Origin of the sequence: Mycobacterium sp. 29Ha (genome assembly GCF_032883055.1) — a bacterium.
In the GTDB taxonomy this organism is placed as follows: domain Bacteria; phylum Actinomycetota; class Actinomycetes; order Mycobacteriales; family Mycobacteriaceae; genus Mycobacterium; species Mycobacterium gallinarum.
The window spans coordinates 293,153-312,545 of the sequence record NZ_JAMQTI010000001.1 but is presented as its reverse complement, the minus strand read 5'-3'; the positions used below and the strand labels follow the sequence as shown (position 1 = coordinate 312,545).

The following is a 19,393-nucleotide window of genomic DNA, read 5'->3' as shown; positions in this document are numbered from 1 at the left end:
ATCTCCTTTCAGAGGTCTCAGCGAAGAACGATGGTGTCCAGCAGCACGTAGGCCGCCACAACAAACACGAGGTAAGCGAACCAGCGCTGGAGTCGGGCCGTTTCCAGCTTGGTGCCGAAATGACCGGCGACGAGCGAGCCGACAATCGCGGTGCCGACGAACGCGGCAGTGATCGACCAGTCGATGCCGGCCCCGCCCAGATGGGAAATCACACCGGCAGCGGAATTGGCGACGATGATGAGGAGTGACGTGCCGATGGCGATCGGCATCTCCACACCGAGCATCAGCACCAACGCTGGGATGATCAGGAAGCCACCCCCGACACCGAACAGCCCTGTCAACAGACCAACGGCGAATCCGGCGGGGATCGACCGCGGGGCGCAGCGACGCCAGTTGATTCCGGATTCACCCACACTGCAGGCAGTTCCGGTGTCCCCCGCATCCTTCAGCATCCGAACTCCGGCCACGACCATCACCAACGCAAAGCCGATCAGTAGGACCGACTGCGGCAGATGCTTGCCGATCGCGGTTCCGATGAACGTGGCCGGGATACCGGCAGCCGCGAAGATTCCTGCCAGTCGCCACTGCACCTGGTGTGCCCGGATCTTGGGTAGCGCACCTACCGCGGAGGCGATGCCGATCACTATCAGCGACATCGGAATCGCCTGTTCGACACCGAGGCCCAATACGTAGACCAGTGCCGGTACCGCAAGGATGGATCCGCCACCGCCGAGCAAACCCAACAAGACACCGATCACGGCGCCGAGCGCGAGGGCGATTCCGATGTTCACTTTTTAGACCTTCGCCCGCACATCGCGGGGCCCGATTATTTCGCGGGCGCGGTCTGGGACAGCGCGTCGATCGCGGCGTGCAGCTTTGCGGCGGCGTCGTCGGCGACCTCACGCAGGCCCGGCTCGTCAGCCACCTGAACCATGATCTGGGGGTCCATCGCGTCGACGATCACGGAGCCCTCGTGAGCCGGATCCGAGCGAACCACCACGTTGCACGGCAACAACAACCCGATCTTTCGATCGACGTTGACCGCGCGGTGTGCCAGTGGCGGGTTGCACGCCCCGAGAATCAGATAGTTCTCCATGTCTTCGCCCAACTTTTCTTTCAACGTGGACGTGACATCGATCTCGGTGAGAACTCCAAACCCCTGGTCGGAAAGCGCCTTTCGGGTCATCGCTACCGCGTCCTCGAACGATGCCCGCAGCGTGGTCGATATGGCCAGCGCCATGTTTGCCTCCTTTCACTGCCTGGACCCAGGTTACCCATGGGGGTATTCGATGTCCAGCCTGCCTTTGATGGTGGTCATGTCGGTACCTCTACCTTGGTCGGCGGTGAAATGGCGAGGTGGTGTTGGTGGATCTGGGCGTGAACGCGGAATCGCCGTCGCAGGTGCATCGTTGAGCCGCGGGCACCGCGCGCATCACCTCGTCGACGTGTTGACCGCAGCCGGCCCAGCCCGTCTTCCCGCAGCGGGGGCACTTCTCGGGGTAACACATTTCTACGTTCCTCCTTTTGTGGATCAGGCCTTCGCCGCGGCGATCTTCGCGCGGACCTCGGCCATGTCGAGCGCCTTGACCCGGGTGATCAGGTCCTCGAGCGCGGCCGCAGGCAGGGCGCCCGGCTGGCGGTAGACGAGCACGCCGTCACGGAAGGCCATGACGGTCGGGATCGACTGGATCTCCAACGCCGCGGCAAGTTGCCCCTCCGCTTCGGTGTCGACCTTGGCGTGCACGACGTCCGGATGCGACTGTGCCGAGCGGTCGAAGACCGGGGCGAAGGATCGGCACGGTCCGCACCACGAGGCCCAGAAATCGACCAACACGATCGGGTTGTCGGTGATCGTGGCCTCGAAGTCGGCTCCGGATAGGTTCTTGATAGTCATTGCAGTCTCCGTTCTTATTCTTCTTTACAAGTGGCACAGTCGAATTGCTAGGCAAGACCCTTGAGCATCAGGTTCCAGTACATGAACGGGAGCCCGTACTTCTTGAGGTACCAGTACGCCCGGTGTGGCTTCGTCGGGTCGAGTATCGGGAACGAGGGTTCGAGGTTCAGGTCGTAGTCGAACTCGGCGAGCAACATCGCGTGTGACGAGGTGACGATGGGGCACGACGAGTAACCGTCGTACGATGCCTGCAGCGGCTGGTTCTTCAGGAACGAGTCGACGTTGTCGACGACGACCGGGGCCTGCTTGCGAATTGCGGCGCCTGTCTTCGAGTTCGGCGACGACCCTGCGTCACCAAGGCTGAACACGTTGGCGTAGCGCACATGCTGCATGGTGTGCTTGTCGATCTCCACGTAGCCCGCCGCGTCGCCCGTCGACAGCGGGCTGGATTTGACCCAGTCCGGCGCCGACTGCTGCGGGACGGCGTGCAACACGTCGTAGGGCAGCATCGTGTCGGCGCCGCCGGGGCCGACGCTGGTGATGCCGACCTTGTGCGACGCTGCGTCGACGGAGGTCACCTCGGAGCTGCTGTGCAGATGGATCCCGTAGTCGGCGATGACCGCATCGAGGCTGTCGGCGATCGCGGGGATGCCGAAGGGCCGCGGTCCCGGCATGACCAGGTGGACGTCGATGTCCTTGAGCACGCCTTGTTTTCGCCAGTAGTCAGCCGCCAGGTACGCGATCTTCTGCGGGGCGCCCGCGCACTTGATCGCGCCGGAGGGAACTGTGAACACTGCGGTGCCCGACCTCAGGGTGCGGATGAAGTCCCAGGTACGCGGCGCGAGGTCGAACCGGTAGTTCGACGACACCCCGTCGCGGCCCAGGGCTTCCTCCAATCCTTCGGTGGCCTTCCAGTCGAGCTGAATGCCGGGACATACCACGAGCACGTCGTAGCCGTAGGTGGCTCCGTCCGCGCATGTGACCGTGTTGTTCTCTGGATCAAAGGCGTTGGCGGCCTTCTTGATCCATGTCGCGCCCTTCGGCATGACCGATGACTCGGCACGCTCGGTGGTGGAGGCCTTCGCCTGCCCGCCGCCAACCAGCGTCCACAGCGGCTGGTAGTAGTGCGTGCTCGACGGCTCGATCACCGCGACGTCGCGGTAGCCCTTGCGCAACAAGCGGGCCGCGACGGTGATGCCCGCCGTTCCGCCGCCGACGATCAGGATCTGGTGCTTGGCGGTGGTGGTCATGGTGTTCGTCTCCTTTGTTGCTCAGGCGTTCTGGTGGGATTCGTCCCAGGCGCCGAAGCCGCCCAGGATGTCGCTGACGTCAGTGAAGCCGTTGTGCCGCAGCAGGCTCGCCGCGACCGACGACCGGTAGCCTCCTGCGCAGTAGACGACGGTTGGCTTGGTGGCGTCGAGCTCGCCCAGCCGAGTAGGCAACTGGCCCACCGGTATCGGGATCGCGTTCGGGATCGTGCCTGCCTCGACCTCGCCCGGGTTGCGGACGTCGACGATCTGCAGGTCGGTGAGCTCAGATGCCCGTTGGTCGAACGTTTTCGCGGTCAATCGAGAGGCCACCTGGACGTCGTCCTGGTGCGAGAGCATCACCTCGAACGGGTCAGCCACGTAGCCGATCACCCGGTCGAACCCGATCCGGGCCAGCCGGGTCTTGCCTTCGAGCTCCTGGCCAGGTTCGGTGAACAGGACGATGTCGACGTCGGACGGCAGCACCGATCCGGCGAATTCGGCGTAACGGCCTTCGAGGCCGATGTTGATCGCGCCACGCAAGTGGCCCAGGGCGAACTCTTCGGGGGTCCGCCCGTCGACCAGGACGGCGCCGTTGTCGATCGCCTTGCGGACCTGCTCGTAACTCATCTCCGCCGGCATCTTGGTTTCATCCAGCAGTTCGCGGTCCTTACGGTTGAGGATCGCGTCGTAGACGAAGTAGCCAGGCGCTGGCGGCTGCCCCTCGGTGACGAGGTTCATGAAGGTTGCCTTGTCGGGAGCCCGCAGTGCGTAATTGGTCGCCTTCTGGTCACCCATCGTCGACCACAGGTCGGTCGAGAGGTTCTTACCGCACGCGGAGCCCGCGCCATGGGCGGGATAGACCCGGGTGGCGTCAGGCAGCGTCATCAATTTGTTGTGCAGCGAGTCGTAGAGCTTGTCCGCCAGTTCCTCTCGGGTGAAGCCGATCGAGGCAAGCAGATCCGGGCGGCCGACGTCGCCGATGAAGAGGGCGTCGCCGGTGAGGACGCCGTAGGGAATCTCGTCGTCGGCGTGCTCATAGACCACGATCGACATCGACTCCGGCGTGTGGCCCGGGGTGTGCCGGAACTCCAGTGTGACGTCACCGAGCGAATAGCGTTCACCGTCGGCCACCCCCATCGACTCGAACTCGGTTTCCGCGACGGAGGAGAACACGATTTTCGCGCCTGTTGCCTTGGCCAACTCGAGGTGGCCGGACAGGAAGTCGGCGTGGAAATGGGTCTCGATGACGAGTTCGATCGTCAGACCCAGTTCCTTGGCGTCGGCCAGGTATTCGGCGATGTCGCGTTGCGGGTCGACGACGACTGCGCGGCCTGTTGTTTCGTCGCCCACCAGGTATGAGGCGTGGGACAGACAATCCAGGTAGTACTGGACGAATTTCATGGCGCGAGTCCTTTCGTTCCGTTGCGGGTAGAGCCATCCTGACATATACCCCTATGGGTATGTCAAGTGCCCTGGGGGGTATCTTATTCCATACTTGACAATACCCGCGGGGGTATGCCTACCATGATGACTAAAGATACCCCCGGCGGTATCAAGAGTCCTAGAGGCTTTGGTCACCGCCGGCTAGCCGGAAGGACGCTGAACACCATGACCGCTCCCACCACCATCGATTCGCAAGACCTCAGCGAACGCCTCACTTCGGCTGCGCCGCCGCGGGTTCTCGATGTCCGGACCCCGGGCGAGTTCGAGACCGCGCACATCGCAGGCGCCTACAACGTTCCGCTGGACCTGCTACGCGAACACCGCGACGAGATCATCAGGCACCTCGACGAAGATGTCGTGCTGGTATGCCGTTCGGGTCAACGCGCCGCACAGGCCGAGGAGACCCTGCGCACAGCGGGCCTCGACAATGTGCACATCCTCGACGGCGGCATCACCGCCTGGGAAGCAAAGGGTTTCGCGGTCAACCGCGGCGCGCAGCGCTGGGACCTCGAGCGCCAGGTGCGCCTTGTCGCCGGCTCTCTCGTGCTGACAAGCATCCTCGGCAGCATTGCCGCCCCCAAGCTCAAGTGGCTGGCCGCCGGCGTCGGCGGCGGGCTCGCCTTCGCGGCGTTGTCCAACACCTGCGCCATGGGCATGCTGCTGTCGAAGCTGCCCTACAACCGTGGAGCCACCTGTGACGCCCAGACCGTCGTGGCGCAGCTCGTCGGGTCACCAGACCAGAAGGTCGGGTAGCCGACATGATTGCCGTGACGGTTGCGCTCGCGGTCTTCGTCGGCATCGCACTGGGTCTGCTCGGCGGTGGCGGCTCGATCCTGACCGTCCCCCTGCTCGCCTACGTCGCGGGCATGGACGCCAAACAGGCCATCGCAACGTCGTTGTTGGTGGTCGGCGTCACCAGTGCGGTTGGCGCCGTCTCGCACGCACGCGCCGGCCGCGTCCAGTGGCGAACAGGCCTGATATTCGGCGCCGCGGGCATGGCCGGCGCCTACCTGGGCGGGGTCCTGGCCCGGTTCATTCCGGGCTCGGTACTACTCATCGGGTTCGCGCTGATGATGATCGCCACCGCGGTTGCCATGCTTCGTGGACGGAAGAACATCGCGGAATCCAATGCCCCGCGTCGCATTCCAGTCGTCAAGGTCGTTGCGGAAGGCCTCGGCGTTGGGTTGGTGACGGGGCTCGTCGGCGCCGGCGGCGGGTTCCTCGTCGTGCCGGCCCTGGCGCTCCTCGGAGGATTGCCGATGCCGATTGCCGTGGGCACCTCGTTGGTGGTGATCGCGATGAAGTCTTTCGCAGGACTCGGTGGCTACCTGTCGAGCGTTCAGATCGACTGGACCGCGGCGCTGATGGTCACCGCCGCGGCGGTGGTCGGTGCGCTGGTCGGCGCACGACTGACGGCAAGGGTCAACCCCGATGCATTACGCAAGGCGTTCGGCTGGTTCGTCCTGGCGATGTCCTCGGTCATCCTGGCCCAAGAGATCCACCTTGCGGTGGGTGTCGGCGCTGCGGTATCCACGGCCGTCGCCGGTGCGCTGTACCTCGCATGCACCCGACAGGATTTCTGTCCACTGCGCCGACTCGCCGGCAGGAGCCGAATAGGGCTAGCGACAGGCTGACGCGCGACCAGCCGCGGTATACCCCGGAGGGTACGATGAGATGAACCGATTCACGCGAATGAAAGGGCACTTCAATGGTGGGTGATCAAGACAGCATCGCCGCAGTGCTTAACAGGCTCCGACGCGCCCAAGGGCAACTGGCCGGGGTAATCGCGATGATCGAGGACGGCCGAGAATGCAAAGACGTGGTCACGCAACTGGCCGCGGTGTCCAAGGCCCTCGACCGTGCAGGCTTCAAGATCGTTGCCACCGGCCTACGTGAATGCGTCACGGGGGCTACCGCCGATGGCGACCCGCCGATGAGTGAGGCAGAACTCGAGAAGCTCTTCCTGGCACTAGCCTGACGCGCTTGTCCGGTTGGTCGCCGAGTGTGGGGGTTGCGGTTACCAATGCCCGAGTGGCTCGGACTGGACCCCCACACTCGGCGAGTCTCACAGGATGTAGAGCATCTCCTGATAGGTCGGCAGCGGCCAGAGATCGTCGGCCACAGTGCTTTCCAGCGTGTCGGCGGCGGCGCGAACTGCGTCCATCTTCGGTAACAGGCTCTGCGCGTGGGCGGCTTCCTCGGCGGCGGAGTCTCCACCGTGTTCGGCCAAGCCCGCCTTCAGCGCCGCCAGCGCCGCCGTCAGCTCCGAGATCGGCGTGCTGACGTCCTGAAGCAGCGTCAAGTCCGGCTCGACACCCGCAGCCTTGAGCGCGGCGACGTTCTGCGCCAGCTCGGTTTGGTAACGGACGGCCGCAGGCAGAATGACCGTCGACCCGAGTTCGAGCGCGAGCTTGGCCTCCACACCGATGGTCAGTGCGTACATCTCGAGGCGGACCTCGTAGCGGCTGTGCAGCTCGCGCTCGTTGAACACGGCGTACTTCTCGAACAGCTCGATGGACTCGGGCTTGATCAGCTCGGGCAGTGCATCCAGCGTGGTCTTCAGGTTCGGCAGGCCCCGTTCGGCGGCCTCGATCTGCCAGTTCTCCGAATAGCCGTCGCCGTTGAACACCACCGCGCCGTGCTCGGTGATGATGTCGGTCAGCAGCTTCTGGACGGCCTCGTCGAAGTCCTCGCCGTCCTCGACGGCCTTCTCCAGGATGGTCGCCATATAGTCGAGTGCCTCGGCCATGATCGTGTTGAGCATGATCATCGGCACCGCCACCGTCTGACTCGATCCCGGCGCGCGGAACTCGAACCGGTTTCCGGTGAAGGCGAACGGGCTGGTGCGGTTTCGGTCACCCGCATCGGTCGGCAACACCGGCAGCGTGTCACAGCCGATGATCATGCTGCCCTTGCCCTTTGACGACGTCGCCGCGCCCTTGGCGATCTGCTCGAACACGTCGGCCAGCTGATCGCCCAGGAAGATCGAGATGATGGCCGGCGGTGCCTCGTTGGCGCCGAGACGGTGGTCGTTGGTGGCCGACGCCACCGAAACCCGAAGCAGGCCCGCGTATTTGTGGACAGCGCGGATCACCGCGGCACAGAAGACCAGGAACTGTGCGTTCTCGTGCGGGGTATCGCCAGGCACGAGCAGCGAGCCCAGGTCCGCGTTGCCCAGCGAGAAGTTCACGTGCTTACCCGACCCGTTGACGCCGGCGAACGGCTTCTCATGGAACAAGCACTCCATGCCGTGCTTCTTGGCGATCGTCTTGAAGACGGTCATCAACAGCTGCTGGTGATCCGAGGCGACGTTGCCGCGCTCGAACATCGGGGCGATCTCGAATTGTCCTGGCGCAACCTCGTTGTGGCGGGTCTTGGCGGGGATGCCGAGCTTGAACAGTTCGCGCTCAGTGTCCATCATGAAGCCCAGCACCCGCTCCGGTACCGCACCGAAGTAGTGGTCGTCGAACTCCTGACCCTTCGGTGGCTTCGCACCGAACAACGTGCGGCCCGCGTTGACCAGGTCGGGTCGCGCCAAGAAGAAGTGCCTGTCGACCAGGAAGTACTCCTGCTCCGGGCCGCAGAACGCGACGATCTTCGCCACGTTGTCGTGGCCGAACAGCTTCAGGATCCGCTCGGCGTGGGCACCCATCGCCTGCTGGCTGCGCAGCAGCGGAGTCTTGAAGTCCAGCGCCTCGCCGGTCATCGACACGAACACCGTCGGGATACACAGTGTGTTGCCGTTCGGGTTCTCCAGGATGTACGCCGGGCTGGTGACGTCCCAACCCGTGTAGCCGCGGGCCTCGAACGTGCTTCGCAGGCCGCCGGACGGAAAGCTGGATGCATCCGGCTCCCCCTGGATCAGCGTCTTACCCGCGAACTCCGCAAGCGTCTGGCCATCGGAGACCGGCTCGAGGAAGCTGTCGTGCTTCTCAGCCGTCAGCCCGGTCATCGGGTAGAAGACGTGGGCGTAGTGCGTGGCACCCTTCGACAGCGCCCAGTCCTTCATCGCCGACGCGACCGAGTCCGCGACCGCCGGATCCAGCTTCGCGCCCTTCTCGATGGTGGCGACGACGGATTTGTACACCGACTTGGGCAACCGCAGCCGCATCTCGGCCATGGTGAAGACGTTCGAGCCGAAGATCGCACCCGGTTCTTCGCCGGGCACGAAGCTGATCGCTGGAGGCACGTACGCCTCGACATTGTTGATCGCCTGCAGACGCACTGCATTTCCGCTCACTGAAAACTTCCTATCGCTCTTGCCCGCACTCTTTGCGGACCGTGACCGGCCCACAGTAGGAACGTCGCGTTCCGGGATTGTTACGCCGCCGTCAACGACAGAAGTTGTTTGCTCGCACCCTTTCGGGGTCTCCGCCGCACAACTTCACTCAAACCCGTTGCATCACTTTGGTTTCTGCAGTCACATTGCGACTGGCTGTCGGTGGTCGAATGTATGTTCGAGTCATGTTGGCGACTCCGGTTCAGGTGGCGATGGCCGCGCTGCGGTCCGCCCACGAGTCGCTGGCCGGCTGCGACCTGGACATGCTCACCCACCGCGAACTGCTCGACGTCCTCGACGAGCTGGAGATGTTGTCGTGCCAACTGCCCGCGCAGTGGCATCGTGCGCTGGCCCGGCTACAGACCGAAACGACGCCCAAGGAGTTGGGCGCCAAGAACTGGAAAGACGTGCTGCGGATCCGGTGGCGGATCTCAGCGACCGAGGCCAACCGCCGCCTGGCCGAAGCCGAAGTACTCGGGCCGCGACGGGCGTTGACCGGTCAACCGTTGGCGCCGGTGCTCGCGGCGACCGCCGCCGCCCAAGCCGCCGGGCAGATCACCGGTGAACATGTGGACAAGATCCGCGACGCCATGGGACGCCTTCCCGGGTTCGTGGATGCCGCCACGCGTGAGGAGATCGAACAGGACTTGGTGCGTATCGCGGTCGGTGTCGGACCCTACGAGCTGGGCAGGGCCGCCACCACGATGCTGTTCCTCTTGGATCAGGACGGCCCGGAACCCGAGGACACCGAACGACAGCGCAAACGCGGTCTCATTTGTGGCCCGCAGGGCCGTGACGGCATGGTCTCCATCAAAGGCGACCTGACGCCGGAAGCGTGGGCAGTGCTCGAACCCATCTTCGCCAAATGGGGCGCACCGGGCATGTGCAACCCCGACGACGACACCCCGTGCATCAGCGGCACCCCCTCACAGGAGCAGATCGATACCGATCACCGCACCCTGGCCCAACGCCAACACGACGCCCTGCTCGCCCTGGGCCGCAACGCGTTGGAATCCGGCGAGTTGGGTCAGCACAACGGGCTACCGACCTCGATCATCATCCGCACCACCCTCCAAGACCTCGAGTCCCGCGCCGGGGTGGGCACCACCGGCGGCGGCAGCCTCATGCCGATCACAGATGTGATCCGCCTGGCCGCCCACGCCCACCACTGGCTGGCGGTGTTCGACAAATCCACCGGACAAGCCCTGGACCTGTTCCGCGCGCGACGCACCGCGTCGGCGGCGCAGCGGATCATGTTGATCGCCCGTGACGGGGGCTGCACCAAACCGTGCTGCGCGGTGCCGGCCTACGGCGCCCAGGTGCATCACGCACTGCAGGATTGGGCCGACGGCGGCCACACCAACGTCAACGAGATGACCCTGGCCTGTGGGCCGGATAACCGCCTCGTCGACAAGGACAACGGCTGGACCACCACCATCAACGACCACGGCGACGCCGAATGGCACCCACCACCAGGCCTCGACACCGGCCAAACCCGCATCAACTACTACCACCGCCCCGAACTACTCCTCCGCCCACCAGACAGGGACGGCAACAACGAACGCGGACCATAGCGTCCGCTGTGAACGAGGCCCCGCATACACCCGAGGTTGCATGGGTAGCCAGCGACGAGGACACCACGACCTAGGCTGGTTTTATGCGGTTAGGCAGACGACGCGACGTCACCCGTGACTTCGATGCGAGTTACGACGAGCATGCGGTCGTCGCAACCGGCCCCGTGCAGGAGGCGGCCGGAGTCAAGGCAGTCATGGTGTCACTGCAACGCGGCCTCAACTCGATGGGAGTGTGGCGCACAGGCGCGTCGCTGATCCGACTCAACCAACGCCACGGCTTCGACTGCCCCGGCTGCGCATGGCCCGAGGAGCATGGCGGCCGCAAGTTCGCCGAGTTCTGCGAGAACGGTGCGAAGGCCGTCGCCGAAGAGGCGACCAAGCGCGTCGTCACCCCCGACTTCTTCGCGCGGCACTCGATCGCCGACCTCGACGGTCGACCCGAGTACTGGCTCTCGCAGCAGGGCCGACTCACCCACCCGATGGTGCTGCGCCCTTGCGACGAACACTACCGCGCCATCGAATGGGACGAGGCCTACCAGTTGATCGCCGACGAGTTGCGCGAACTCGATCACCCCGACGAAGCCGTCTTCTATACCTCTGGGCGCACCAGCAACGAGGCGGCGTTTCTCTACCAGCTGATGGTCCGCAGCTTCGGCACGAACAACCTGCCCGACTGCTCCAACATGTGTCACGAATCCTCGGGCGCGGCATTGGTCGAAGCCATCGGCGTGGGCAAGGGCTCGGTCACCGTCGAAGACATCGCCAACGCTGACCTGATCGTGATCGCGGGTCAGAATCCCGGCACCAACCATCCCCGCATGCTGTCGGTGCTGGAAAAGGCGAAAGCCAACGGCGCGAAAATCATTGCGATCAATCCGCTACCAGAGGCCGGGCTGATCCGATTCAAGGACCCGCAAAAGGTGCACGGCGTCGTCGGCCACGGGGTGCCCATCGCCGACGAGTTCGTGCAGATCCGCCTCGGCGGCGACATGGCGCTCTTTGCGGGGCTGGGCCGCCTGCTACTGGAGGCCCAGGACGAGGCCGGTCCGCGCGTCCAGATTGTCGACCGCGAATTCATCGAGCAGCACTGCGCGAATTTCGCCGAGTACGAAGTCCAGACGCGGGCCGTCGACCTCGACGTTGTGCTGGAGGCGACCGGTATCGAGCGTGCGCAACTCGAGAAGGTCGCGCAAATGATGATCGACTCCGAACGTATCGTCGCGTGCTGGGCCATGGGACTGACCCAGCACAAGCACGCTGTTCCGATGATCTCGGAGATCACCAACGTGCTGCTGATGCGCGGCATGATCGGTAAGCCCGGTGCCGGATTGTGCCCCGTGCGTGGGCATTCCAACGTGCAGGGCGACCGCACAATGGGCATTTGGGAGAAGATGCCCGAGAGTTTTCTGGCCGCGCTCGACAAGCACTTCGGTATCGTCAGCCCGCGCAAGCACGGCGTCGACACCGTCGATGCGATCCGCGCCATGCGCGACGGTCACGCGAAAGTCTTCATGGGCATGGGCGGTAACTTCGCGACGGCGACTCCCGACACCGCCGTCACCGAGGCCGCACTGCGCAACTGCTCACTTACCGTGCAGGTTTCGACGAAGCTCAACCGCAGCCACGTGGTGCACGGCCGCTCGGCATTGATCCTGCCGTCACTGGGCCGCACCGACCGCGATATTCAGCGCGGCGTCAAACAGCAAGTTTCCGTCGAGGATTCGATGTCGATGGTGCACTTGTCGCGCGGCAGCCTGAACCCGCCGTCTGATCACGTCCGCAGCGAGGTCGCGATCGTCTGCCAACTGGCACGCACGCTGCTCGGACCCGGCCACCCCGTGCCATGGGAAGTGTTCAACGACGACTACGACACCATCCGCGGTGCGATCGCCGCCGTGGTGCCCGGCTGTGACGACTACAACCACAAGGTCCGCGCACCCGATGGCTTCCAGTTGCCGCACGGCCCTCGTGATTCTCGCATATTTCCCACGAGCACAGGCAAAGCCAACTTCGCCGTGAATCCGCTGCAGTGGGTGCCGATCCCCGAGGGCAGGCTGATTCTGCAGACTCTGCGCAGCCACGACCAGTACAACACCACAATCTACGGCCTCGACGATCGCTACCGAGGCGTGAAGGGCGGCCGCCGAGTCGTGTTCGTCAACAAGGCGGACATCGAGCGGTTCGGATTGTGTGAGGGTGACCGGGTCGACCTCGTGTCCGAATTCCCCGGGGGCGACGGCGAACTCCAGGAGCGCCGCGCCAAGGACTTCATGGTGGTGGCGTACGAGACCCCGGTTGGTAATGCCGCCGCCTACTATCCGGAGACCAACGCGTTGGTTCCGCTCGATCACGTTGCCGAGAAGTCGAATACACCGGTGTCCAAGGCCGTGGTGATCCGCCTGGAGCGCTCCGCCGGCGTCCGCGCCGAAGATCGGGTGGTCAGCTAGTGGGCCGCGTGACAGCGCGCCGCCGCGTCCATCACGTCACCGCCGGCGACACCATCGCCCGGCCCGACACCCTGGTGGTCGAGGAGCCGCTCGAGATTCGGATCGACGGCAAACCGCTGACAGTCACGATGCGCACCCCGGGCTCGGATATCGAACTCGCCCAAGGCTTTCTGCTCACTGAGGGCATCATCGCAAACCGTGACGATGTGCTGACGGTGCGCTACTGCAAGGGAGCGGGCCCCGACCAGGTCAACACATACAACGTGCTCGACGTGACCCTGGCGCAGGAGGTCCCGCCGCCTGACGTTGATATGACCCGGAACTTCTACGCGACCTCGTCGTGCGGCGTGTGCGGTAAGGCCTCACTGGATGCGGTCCGAACAATCAGCAAGCACGGCCCCGGCGACGACCCGACCACGGTCGCCGCCGAAACACTTTCCGACCTTCCCGACCGCTTGCGCGACGAACAGAAGGTGTTCGCCAGCACCGGCGGACTACACGGTGCGGCGCTGTTCGACGTCGACGGCACCACGTTGGTGGTGCGGGAAGACATCGGCCGTCACAACGCCGTCGACAAGGTCATCGGCTGGGCACTGGAGAACGACCGGATACCCCTGAGCGCCACCGTTCTCCTGGTCAGCGGGCGCGCGTCGTTCGAACTCACCCAGAAAGCAGTGATGGCCGGCATCCCAGTGCTCGCTGCGGTTTCCGCGCCGTCGTCACTGGCCGTCGACCTCGCCAGCCAGTCCGGGCTGACACTCGTCGCCTTCCTCCGCGGTGAGTCGATGAACGTCTATACGAGACCGGACCGCGTGACGCACTAGGCGGCTCGAAAGCGCAACCAGCGCATCACAAATCGCCCAGGATAATAGTGACAATTAACTTGACAGTCACTGTCATCTTCTGAAGACTGTGGCTCCCGGGCAGGAATTCGGTCTGTTGAGAGGTGTGCATGCCCGATTCGATTCCGCTGCGCGAGCGGCAACGCAACGCACTGCGCGCCGACATTCAGCATGCTGCCCTGCGACTGTTCGCCGCAAAGGGTTTCGACAACGTCAGCACCGAGGCGATCGCCGAAGAGGTGGGTATTTCGCCGAGTACCTTTTTCCGGCACGTCCCGAGCAAGGAACACCTTTTACTGGGCGCCACCCAGCGTGGACGCGAGCAAATCGTCGCCAACTTTCGTGCCCGCCCCGCCGGCGAGGACGTCGCGGACTCCATCGCCGCGGCCATCCTTGCCCGCACCTCGCAGTTCCTGGACGACGACGAGACACTCGAACTGTGGCGCCGGGCGATGGCGTCGGCCCCGGCAGAGTTGCGGCGAGCCTCCCTACTGAGTCGCGAAGACTGCGACGAGCTCATCGACGCAGTTGCCCTCCGTCTCAACGACACCGCCGCCGGGTCCGACATCCGGGCCGGCGTACTCGTCCGCGCCACCGTCGCTGCGGCCGAATATGCCTATGAGTGGTGGCTCACCTACGACCAGAACGAGTCACTACACACCCTCACGGAGCGGGCTCTCCAGCTGGTCACCCGTGGACTCGACAGTCCGGCGCGGACCACACGGCGTCGGCGATAGCAAGAACCTCTGTCTTTCAATAGTTCTCATCGATGAGCGCCGAACTGCGGCGCGGCGCGGCCGGCCAACAAGGGCAGATCGAGATACGTTTTGATACCGGGTTCGGCGTCGACGACGTACGGGATCGCGCTGACGCAGTGGTTGGCGGTGGCGACGATACCGGGGTTGCGCACGAGGCCCTGCTCGATGGTGTCGGGCTGCAGACCTTTGAACGTCAGCAACACGTCAGGGTCGCCGGTGATCTCGACCTCGAAGCGTTCTCCCTCAGGTCCGAAACTCCAGGCCGGGTCGAAGTTCTCCTCCCCCATGAACCAGTTGACTGTCGCCGTGACGACCGGTGTCCCATCTACGACGGCGTGCCAGTGGAACTTCCTGGCGGCGACCTGACCCGGCTCGATGACCCCGACGGGGGTATCGAGCGGCGCAGTCGCCACGGCAACCTCCTGCACCGACTCGAGTTCGGGATCGACGTCGAAACCCATCTCCGCCACGATCATTCGAACCGACGCCTTGAATCCGGCGCCCAGCAGTTCGACGATCGGACCTGCCATCGCTTCTTCGGGCGAGACGCCGAATCCCATGATGTAGCGCACCACGTCGGGGGCGTTGTAGGTGCGGATATCACTGAACTCCTCCGACCGGACGTGAGTCACCCCAGCACTCAGCGCCGAGACCATCAGCGGGAACCGCTCGGTGATGCCACCGGGGTGAATACCGGTGCCGTGCAGCGTACTTCCGCCTTCGGCGCAGGCATCGAGGATGGCCTTGCAGTTATCCAGATCGGGGTAGACCCAACCCACTGGGGTGACCACATTCTTGCCGGAGCGCAGGAGCGCGACGACCTCGTCCTCGTTCGGCAGCAGCGGACTGTAGACCACGCAGTCGGCGTCGAGAGCGAGGATGTCTTCCATACTGGTCGTTGCCGTGACACCGATCGGGTCGCGGCCGATGAGTTCGCCGATGTCCTTGCCGTGCTTGCCCTCTGAGTGCACCCAGGCGCCCACCAACTCGAGGTCGGGATGCACGAGCACCCCCTCGATCGCTGCTCGTCCCACGCCACCAGTCGCCCACTGCACCACGCGAATCGCCATGGCGACCATTCAAGTCGTGTTTGACAGTGACTGTCAAGATAGCAGTAACTATCACATGAGTGAGAGCGGGCACTTCGGGCTCACCGCGTCATGGGGTGTCGAGACGCGGCGGGGTGATGTTTCGGTCGGGGTGTGGCTCCGGAACGGCCATACCCGGACTCGGCACCCAGCCGGACTCGACCAGCAACTCGCCCACTTCGGCGATGTTCATCAGGTCGAGTTCGTAGTCGAACAGGCCGTCGCCCGCATAGTGCAGCACCGAGAACGCCGGCGCCTGATATGGCGTGCCGTCTGCGCGTGTCCCTGCCAAGCGATTCCACCAGTACGTGACGAGGCGATCACCGTCGACCATGGTCCATTCCTCTGGGAAACTCCATCCTTCGAAGCCGACCATCGACCGGTCGAAGAACGCCGCGATTTCGTCGCGCCCTTGCACCCGGCCAAAGGCCGGGTCGATGAAGACCGCATCCTCGGTGAACCACTCGCCGATGGTTGACCAAGGCGCCGCGCCAGCGACACAACGTTCACGCTGTGCGACATAACGCCGGTATGAATCCAGCGCCTCCAGCTCGCGCTCGTTCAGCTCTGCCATGGTCTCCCTACCTGTGCGTGTGAAGTGTCCGACTCGAAGAACGAGCCAGCGCCGACAACCGAGAGCCCGACACTAACGCTTCTACCTGCGATCTCCACCAGTTCTCCAGATAACCTCCAAGCTTGCGCACGCGCCGATCGCGAGCATCGATGCATGCCAGAAATCCTCATCCCCTCGCTGTCCCCCACCGGCCACATCGGACCACTGCTGAACGTCGCACGGGGTCTGGTCGACCGTGGCGACCGCGTCACCGTCCTGACGGCCGCCGCACATGCCGACAAGATTCGAGCCGTCGGCGCCATCCCCGCCGCGATTCCCGCGGAGGCCGATTTCGATTTGACTCGCCTCGACCTCGACCTGCCAGGTCGTGCGGAAACGTCCGGCATCAAAAGAATCAACTTCGACATCCAGCGCATCTTCCTTCAGCCGATGCCATTGCTCATGCGTGCACTGTCGGAGGCGATGGCACAGACGCGCTTCGATGCGATCCTCGCCGATTCCGCCTACTTCGGGATTCTGCCGTTCCTGCTCGGTGATTCCGCCGCCCGTCCACCGATGCTGAGCTACAGCACGATGCCGCTGATGCTGAGCAGCCGCGACACCGCCCCCTTCGGTCTGGGCATGACTCCGTCCTCGACCACACTGGGACGGCTGCGCAACCGGGCACTGACGGCGCTGTCGCACAAGGTGCTGTTGCGCGAGTGCCAGAACACGGCCAATCTGCTACTCGATCGCTTGAACAGCAGGCAATTGCCGACGTTCATCCTCGACTCCGGTGTGCTTGCGGACCGCTACATCGCACCCACGGTGCCTGAATTCGACTATCCCCGAAGTGATCTACCCTCGAATGTGCGCTACGTCGGCGCTGTGCATCCCCGTCCGGCGCGGGGGTTCCACCCGCCACCGTGGTGGTCGGAACTCGACGGCGACCGGCCCGTCGTGCATGTCACCCAGGGCACCATCGACAACGCCGACCTCGGCCGCCTGCTCGAACCCACCATCGATGCGCTCGGCGGTGAGGACGTCATCGTGGTGGCCACCACCGGTGGTCGCGACGTGTCCCAGCTGAAGGTCCAGCTTCCGTTGAATGCCTATGTCGCCGAATACATCCCGCACGACGTCCTGCTGCCTAAGGTCGACGTGATGGTCACCAACGGCGGGTTCGGCGCGGTGCAGCGAGCGTTGTCGATGGGTGTTCCGCTGGTGGTCGCCGGCAATACGGAGGACAAGCCGGAAGTCGCGGCGCGCGTTGCGTGGAGCGGTGCCGGCGTCAACCTCAAGACCGGGACGCCGAGCCCGAGGGTCATCCGCGCCGCGGTCCGCAAGGTGCTGGGCGACGGCAGCTATCTGCGTGCCGCGCGGAAGCTGGAGGCGGCCTTCGCGAGACGTGACGGGGTGGCCGAGATCGCCGCGCTGATCGACGAGGTCATCGCCGAGCGTCAGGCCGTGCAGCGATGAGCCCGTGCGCCGACCCATTCGGCCGCCCACCCATCCGTGCGCAAAAGGCACCACAAATCAGCTGGCGTAGTCGGCTACGCGTGCCGCTAGAGAGCATGCGGACGACGGTGAAGCCATGGTTGAGCAGCTGCAGTACATCGCGGTAGCGACGTTCCTCGTGTGGGGGCTGGTGAGCTCGCTGACCCACACAACGCGGCGGTGAGGGCTAAGCGCTCTTCTCGCGACGCTCGTTGCGTGGCGGCTTGCGGGGAACGATCGTCGGAAGCACGTTGTCCTCGACGGTCTCCTTGGTCACGACCACCTTGGCGACGTCGTCGCGGCTGGGGATGTCGTACATCACCGGCAGCAGGACTTCTTCCATGATGGCGCGCAGGCCGCGGGCACCGGTGCCGCGGTGGATGGCCTGATCTGCGATCGCCTCCAGCGCCGCTTCGTCGAACTCGAGCTCGACACCGTCCATCTCGAACAGCCGTGTGTACTGCTTTACCAACGCGTTCTTCGGCTCCGACAGAATCGTGACGAGCGACTCCTTGTCGAGGTTCGTCACCGACGCGACGACCGGGAGACGACCGATGAACTCGGGGATCAAGCCGAACTTGATCAGGTCCTCGGGCATGACCTCGGCGAAGTGGTCCTGGGTATCGATCTCGGCCTTGGAGTGCACCTCGGCACCGAAGCCCAGACCGCGCTTGCCGACCCGGTCGGACACGATCTTCTCCAGACCCGCGAACGCGCCCGCCACGATGAACAGGACGTTGGTGGTGTCGATCTGGATGAACTCCTGGTGCGGATGCTTGCGGCCGCCCTGCGGCGGCACCGATGCCTGGGTGCCTTCCAGGATCTTCAGCAGCGCCTGCTGCACGCCCTCACCGGAGACATCGCGGGTGATCGACGGGTTCTCGCTCTTGCGGGCGATCTTGTCGACCTCGTCGATGTAGATGATGCCGGTCTCGGCGCGCTTGACGTCGTAGTCGGCGGCCTGGATCAGCTTGAGCAGAATGTTCTCGACGTCCTCGCCGACATAGCCCGCCTCCGTGAGCGCAGTGGCGTCGGCGATCGCGAACGGGACATTCAGCATCTTCGCCAGCGTCTGCGCGAGGTAGGTCTTGCCGCAGCCGGTGGGGCCGAGCATCAGGATGTTGGACTTGGCCAGCTCGACGGGCTCGGCGCGCGAATCGCGCATCTTCTCGCCGGCCTGGATGCGCTTGTAGTGGTTGTAGACGGCGACGGCCAGGGTGCGCTTGGCGGTGTCCTGTCCGATGACATATCCCTCGAGGAACTCGCGAATCTCCGCAGGCTTTGGCAGCTCGTCGAGTTTCACATCGTCGGCGTCAGCAAGTTCCTCTTCAATGATCTCGTTGCACAGGTCTATGCATTCATCGCAGATATATACGCCGGGGCCCGCAATGAGTTTCTTGACCTGCTTTTGACTCTTCCCGCAGAACGAGCACTTCAGCAGGTCACCGCCGTCTCCGATGCGCGCCATGTGGTGAAGTCCTACTTTCCTGTTCGCAATAAGATCTGATTCGATTCGCTCGAGATCCCACTGGGTGTTGATCCCGACGCTACCCGCTTGTTCCGGCACGAGGCGACCGATAAAGCCGAATCGCGTAGTTGGTATTCACTTGTGTGGGCAGAACATATCGCCTAACCACCCCGCAAACCCTCTGGAACGCGCTGCCGCGCCCCTGGCGTGTCGCCGCCGTTACCGGTTCGGGAGCCGTCCGCAACCAAAGTACCCGTCGCGTCGGAGTTGCCGGCAACCGCGCGTCCCCGATACCGCAAC

General features: G+C 64.3%; 17 protein-coding genes. 8 read left to right on the top strand and 9 right to left on the bottom strand.

Going from position 1 to position 19,393, the window contains the following annotated elements; genetic code table 11:
* Positions 1–17: 17 nt before the first annotated feature.
* The 5 genes from M1248_RS01545 to M1248_RS01520 form a co-directional block, all read right to left on the bottom strand.
* Entirely contained in the window at positions 18–791 is a 774-nt protein-coding gene (locus M1248_RS01545; protein WP_317147361.1) for a sulfite exporter TauE/SafE family protein, read from the bottom strand.
* A gap of 35 nt (positions 792–826) precedes the next feature.
* Positions 827–1,240 carry a DUF302 domain-containing protein gene (locus tag M1248_RS01540; RefSeq protein ID WP_317147360.1) on the bottom strand — a complete coding sequence of 138 codons (414 nt, stop codon included), beginning with the start codon at positions 1,238–1,240 and terminating at the stop codon, positions 827–829.
* Positions 1,241–1,531: 291 nt separating this feature from the next.
* Positions 1,532–1,894, bottom strand: coding sequence for a thioredoxin (gene trxA / locus M1248_RS01530; protein ID WP_317147358.1), 363 nt, complete (start codon positions 1,892–1,894; stop codon positions 1,532–1,534).
* Positions 1,895–1,941: 47 nt separating this feature from the next.
* Complete coding sequence (locus tag M1248_RS01525; RefSeq protein WP_317147357.1) at positions 1,942–3,144, bottom strand: FAD/NAD(P)-binding oxidoreductase; 1,203 nt, start codon at positions 3,142–3,144, stop codon at positions 1,942–1,944.
* Positions 3,145–3,165: 21 nt separating this feature from the next.
* A complete protein-coding gene (locus M1248_RS01520; RefSeq protein ID WP_317147356.1) occupies positions 3,166–4,545 on the bottom strand; it encodes an MBL fold metallo-hydrolase in 1,380 nt (459 codons plus the stop codon).
* Positions 4,546–4,752: 207 nt separating this feature from the next.
* On the opposite strand from M1248_RS01520, the gene M1248_RS01515 reads away from it, so the two are divergent.
* From M1248_RS01515 to M1248_RS01505, 3 genes are all read left to right on the top strand, one after another.
* Entirely contained in the window at positions 4,753–5,340 is a 588-nt protein-coding gene (locus tag M1248_RS01515; protein WP_317147355.1) for a rhodanese-like domain-containing protein, read from the top strand.
* Positions 5,341–5,345: 5 nt separating this feature from the next.
* On the top strand, positions 5,346–6,221 hold the full coding sequence (locus M1248_RS01510; RefSeq protein WP_317147354.1) for a sulfite exporter TauE/SafE family protein: 876 nt from the start codon (positions 5,346–5,348) through the stop codon (positions 6,219–6,221).
* 74 nt (positions 6,222–6,295) lie between these two features.
* Complete coding sequence (locus M1248_RS01505; protein WP_163729787.1) at positions 6,296–6,565, top strand: metal-sensitive transcriptional regulator; 270 nt, start codon at positions 6,296–6,298, stop codon at positions 6,563–6,565.
* 87 nt (positions 6,566–6,652) lie between these two features.
* Here M1248_RS01505 and M1248_RS01500 read toward each other — a convergent pair whose 3' ends face one another.
* Entirely contained in the window at positions 6,653–8,827 is a 2,175-nt protein-coding gene (locus M1248_RS01500; protein WP_317147353.1) for a glutamine synthetase III, read from the bottom strand.
* 209 nt (positions 8,828–9,036) lie between these two features.
* Between M1248_RS01500 and M1248_RS01495 the strand changes: the two genes are divergently transcribed.
* The 4 genes from M1248_RS01495 (at position 9,037) to M1248_RS01480 (ending at position 14,466) form a co-directional block, all read left to right on the top strand.
* Positions 9,037–10,440, top strand: coding sequence for an HNH endonuclease signature motif containing protein (locus tag M1248_RS01495; RefSeq protein WP_317147352.1), 1,404 nt, complete (start codon positions 9,037–9,039; stop codon positions 10,438–10,440).
* Between the two features lie 83 nt (positions 10,441–10,523).
* Positions 10,524–12,887, top strand: a complete 2,364-nt coding sequence (locus M1248_RS01490; protein ID WP_317147351.1) for an FdhF/YdeP family oxidoreductase — start codon at positions 10,524–10,526, stop codon at positions 12,885–12,887.
* Entirely contained in the window at positions 12,887–13,711 is an 825-nt protein-coding gene (gene fdhD, locus M1248_RS01485; protein ID WP_317147350.1) for a formate dehydrogenase accessory sulfurtransferase FdhD, read from the top strand. The genes M1248_RS01490 and fdhD overlap by 1 nt, the downstream gene beginning before the upstream one ends.
* 128 nt (positions 13,712–13,839) lie before the next feature.
* A complete protein-coding gene (locus M1248_RS01480; protein ID WP_317147349.1) occupies positions 13,840–14,466 on the top strand; it encodes a TetR family transcriptional regulator in 627 nt (208 codons plus the stop codon).
* Between the two features lie 26 nt (positions 14,467–14,492).
* Here M1248_RS01480 and M1248_RS01475 read toward each other — a convergent pair whose 3' ends face one another.
* Entirely contained in the window at positions 14,493–15,557 is a 1,065-nt protein-coding gene (locus M1248_RS01475; RefSeq protein ID WP_410506601.1) for a dihydrodipicolinate reductase, read from the bottom strand.
* Between the two features lie 88 nt (positions 15,558–15,645).
* Positions 15,646–16,149, bottom strand: coding sequence for a nuclear transport factor 2 family protein (locus M1248_RS01470; RefSeq protein ID WP_317147347.1), 504 nt, complete (start codon positions 16,147–16,149; stop codon positions 15,646–15,648).
* A 153-nt stretch (positions 16,150–16,302) separates the two neighbouring features.
* On the opposite strand from M1248_RS01470, the gene M1248_RS01465 reads away from it, so the two are divergent.
* Positions 16,303–17,607 (top strand): nucleotide disphospho-sugar-binding domain-containing protein, encoded by a 1,305-nt coding sequence (locus tag M1248_RS01465; RefSeq protein ID WP_317147346.1) that lies wholly within the window; start codon positions 16,303–16,305, stop codon positions 17,605–17,607.
* Positions 17,608–17,812: 205 nt separating this feature from the next.
* On the opposite strand, the gene clpX is transcribed toward M1248_RS01465, so the two are convergent.
* On the bottom strand, positions 17,813–19,093 hold the full coding sequence (clpX, locus tag M1248_RS01460) for an ATP-dependent Clp protease ATP-binding subunit ClpX (RefSeq protein WP_163729800.1): 1,281 nt from the start codon (positions 19,091–19,093) through the stop codon (positions 17,813–17,815).
* Positions 19,094–19,393 lie beyond the last annotated feature (300 nt).

What these genes read in the sequence shown, in the direction of transcription:
- M1248_RS01540 (WP_317147360.1), bottom strand. Translation starts at nt 1,240, where the DNA reads ATGGCGCTGGCCATATCGACCACGCTGCGGGCATCGTTCGAGGACGCG.
- M1248_RS01495 (WP_317147352.1), top strand. Translation starts at nt 9,037, where the DNA reads ATGTATGTTCGAGTCATGTTGGCGACTCCGGTTCAGGTGGCGATGGCC.
- M1248_RS01475 (WP_410506601.1), bottom strand. Translation starts at nt 15,557, where the DNA reads ATGGCGATTCGCGTGGTGCAGTGGGCGACTGGTGGCGTGGGACGAGCA.
- clpX (WP_163729800.1), bottom strand. Translation starts at nt 19,093, where the DNA reads ATGGCGCGCATCGGAGACGGCGGTGACCTGCTGAAGTGCTCGTTCTGC.
- M1248_RS01525 (WP_317147357.1), bottom strand. Translation starts at nt 3,144, where the DNA reads ATGACCACCACCGCCAAGCACCAGATCCTGATCGTCGGCGGCGGAACG.
- M1248_RS01480 (WP_317147349.1), top strand. Translation starts at nt 13,840, where the DNA reads ATGCCCGATTCGATTCCGCTGCGCGAGCGGCAACGCAACGCACTGCGC.
- M1248_RS01520 (WP_317147356.1), bottom strand. Translation starts at nt 4,545, where the DNA reads ATGAAATTCGTCCAGTACTACCTGGATTGTCTGTCCCACGCCTCATAC.
- M1248_RS01465 (WP_317147346.1), top strand. Translation starts at nt 16,303, where the DNA reads ATGCCAGAAATCCTCATCCCCTCGCTGTCCCCCACCGGCCACATCGGA.
- M1248_RS01510 (WP_317147354.1), top strand. Translation starts at nt 5,346, where the DNA reads ATGATTGCCGTGACGGTTGCGCTCGCGGTCTTCGTCGGCATCGCACTG.
- M1248_RS01470 (WP_317147347.1), bottom strand. Translation starts at nt 16,149, where the DNA reads ATGGCAGAGCTGAACGAGCGCGAGCTGGAGGCGCTGGATTCATACCGG.
- trxA (WP_317147358.1), bottom strand. Translation starts at nt 1,894, where the DNA reads ATGACTATCAAGAACCTATCCGGAGCCGACTTCGAGGCCACGATCACC.
- M1248_RS01505 (WP_163729787.1), top strand. Translation starts at nt 6,296, where the DNA reads ATGGTGGGTGATCAAGACAGCATCGCCGCAGTGCTTAACAGGCTCCGA.
- M1248_RS01490 (WP_317147351.1), top strand. Translation starts at nt 10,524, where the DNA reads ATGCGGTTAGGCAGACGACGCGACGTCACCCGTGACTTCGATGCGAGT.
- M1248_RS01515 (WP_317147355.1), top strand. Translation starts at nt 4,753, where the DNA reads ATGACCGCTCCCACCACCATCGATTCGCAAGACCTCAGCGAACGCCTC.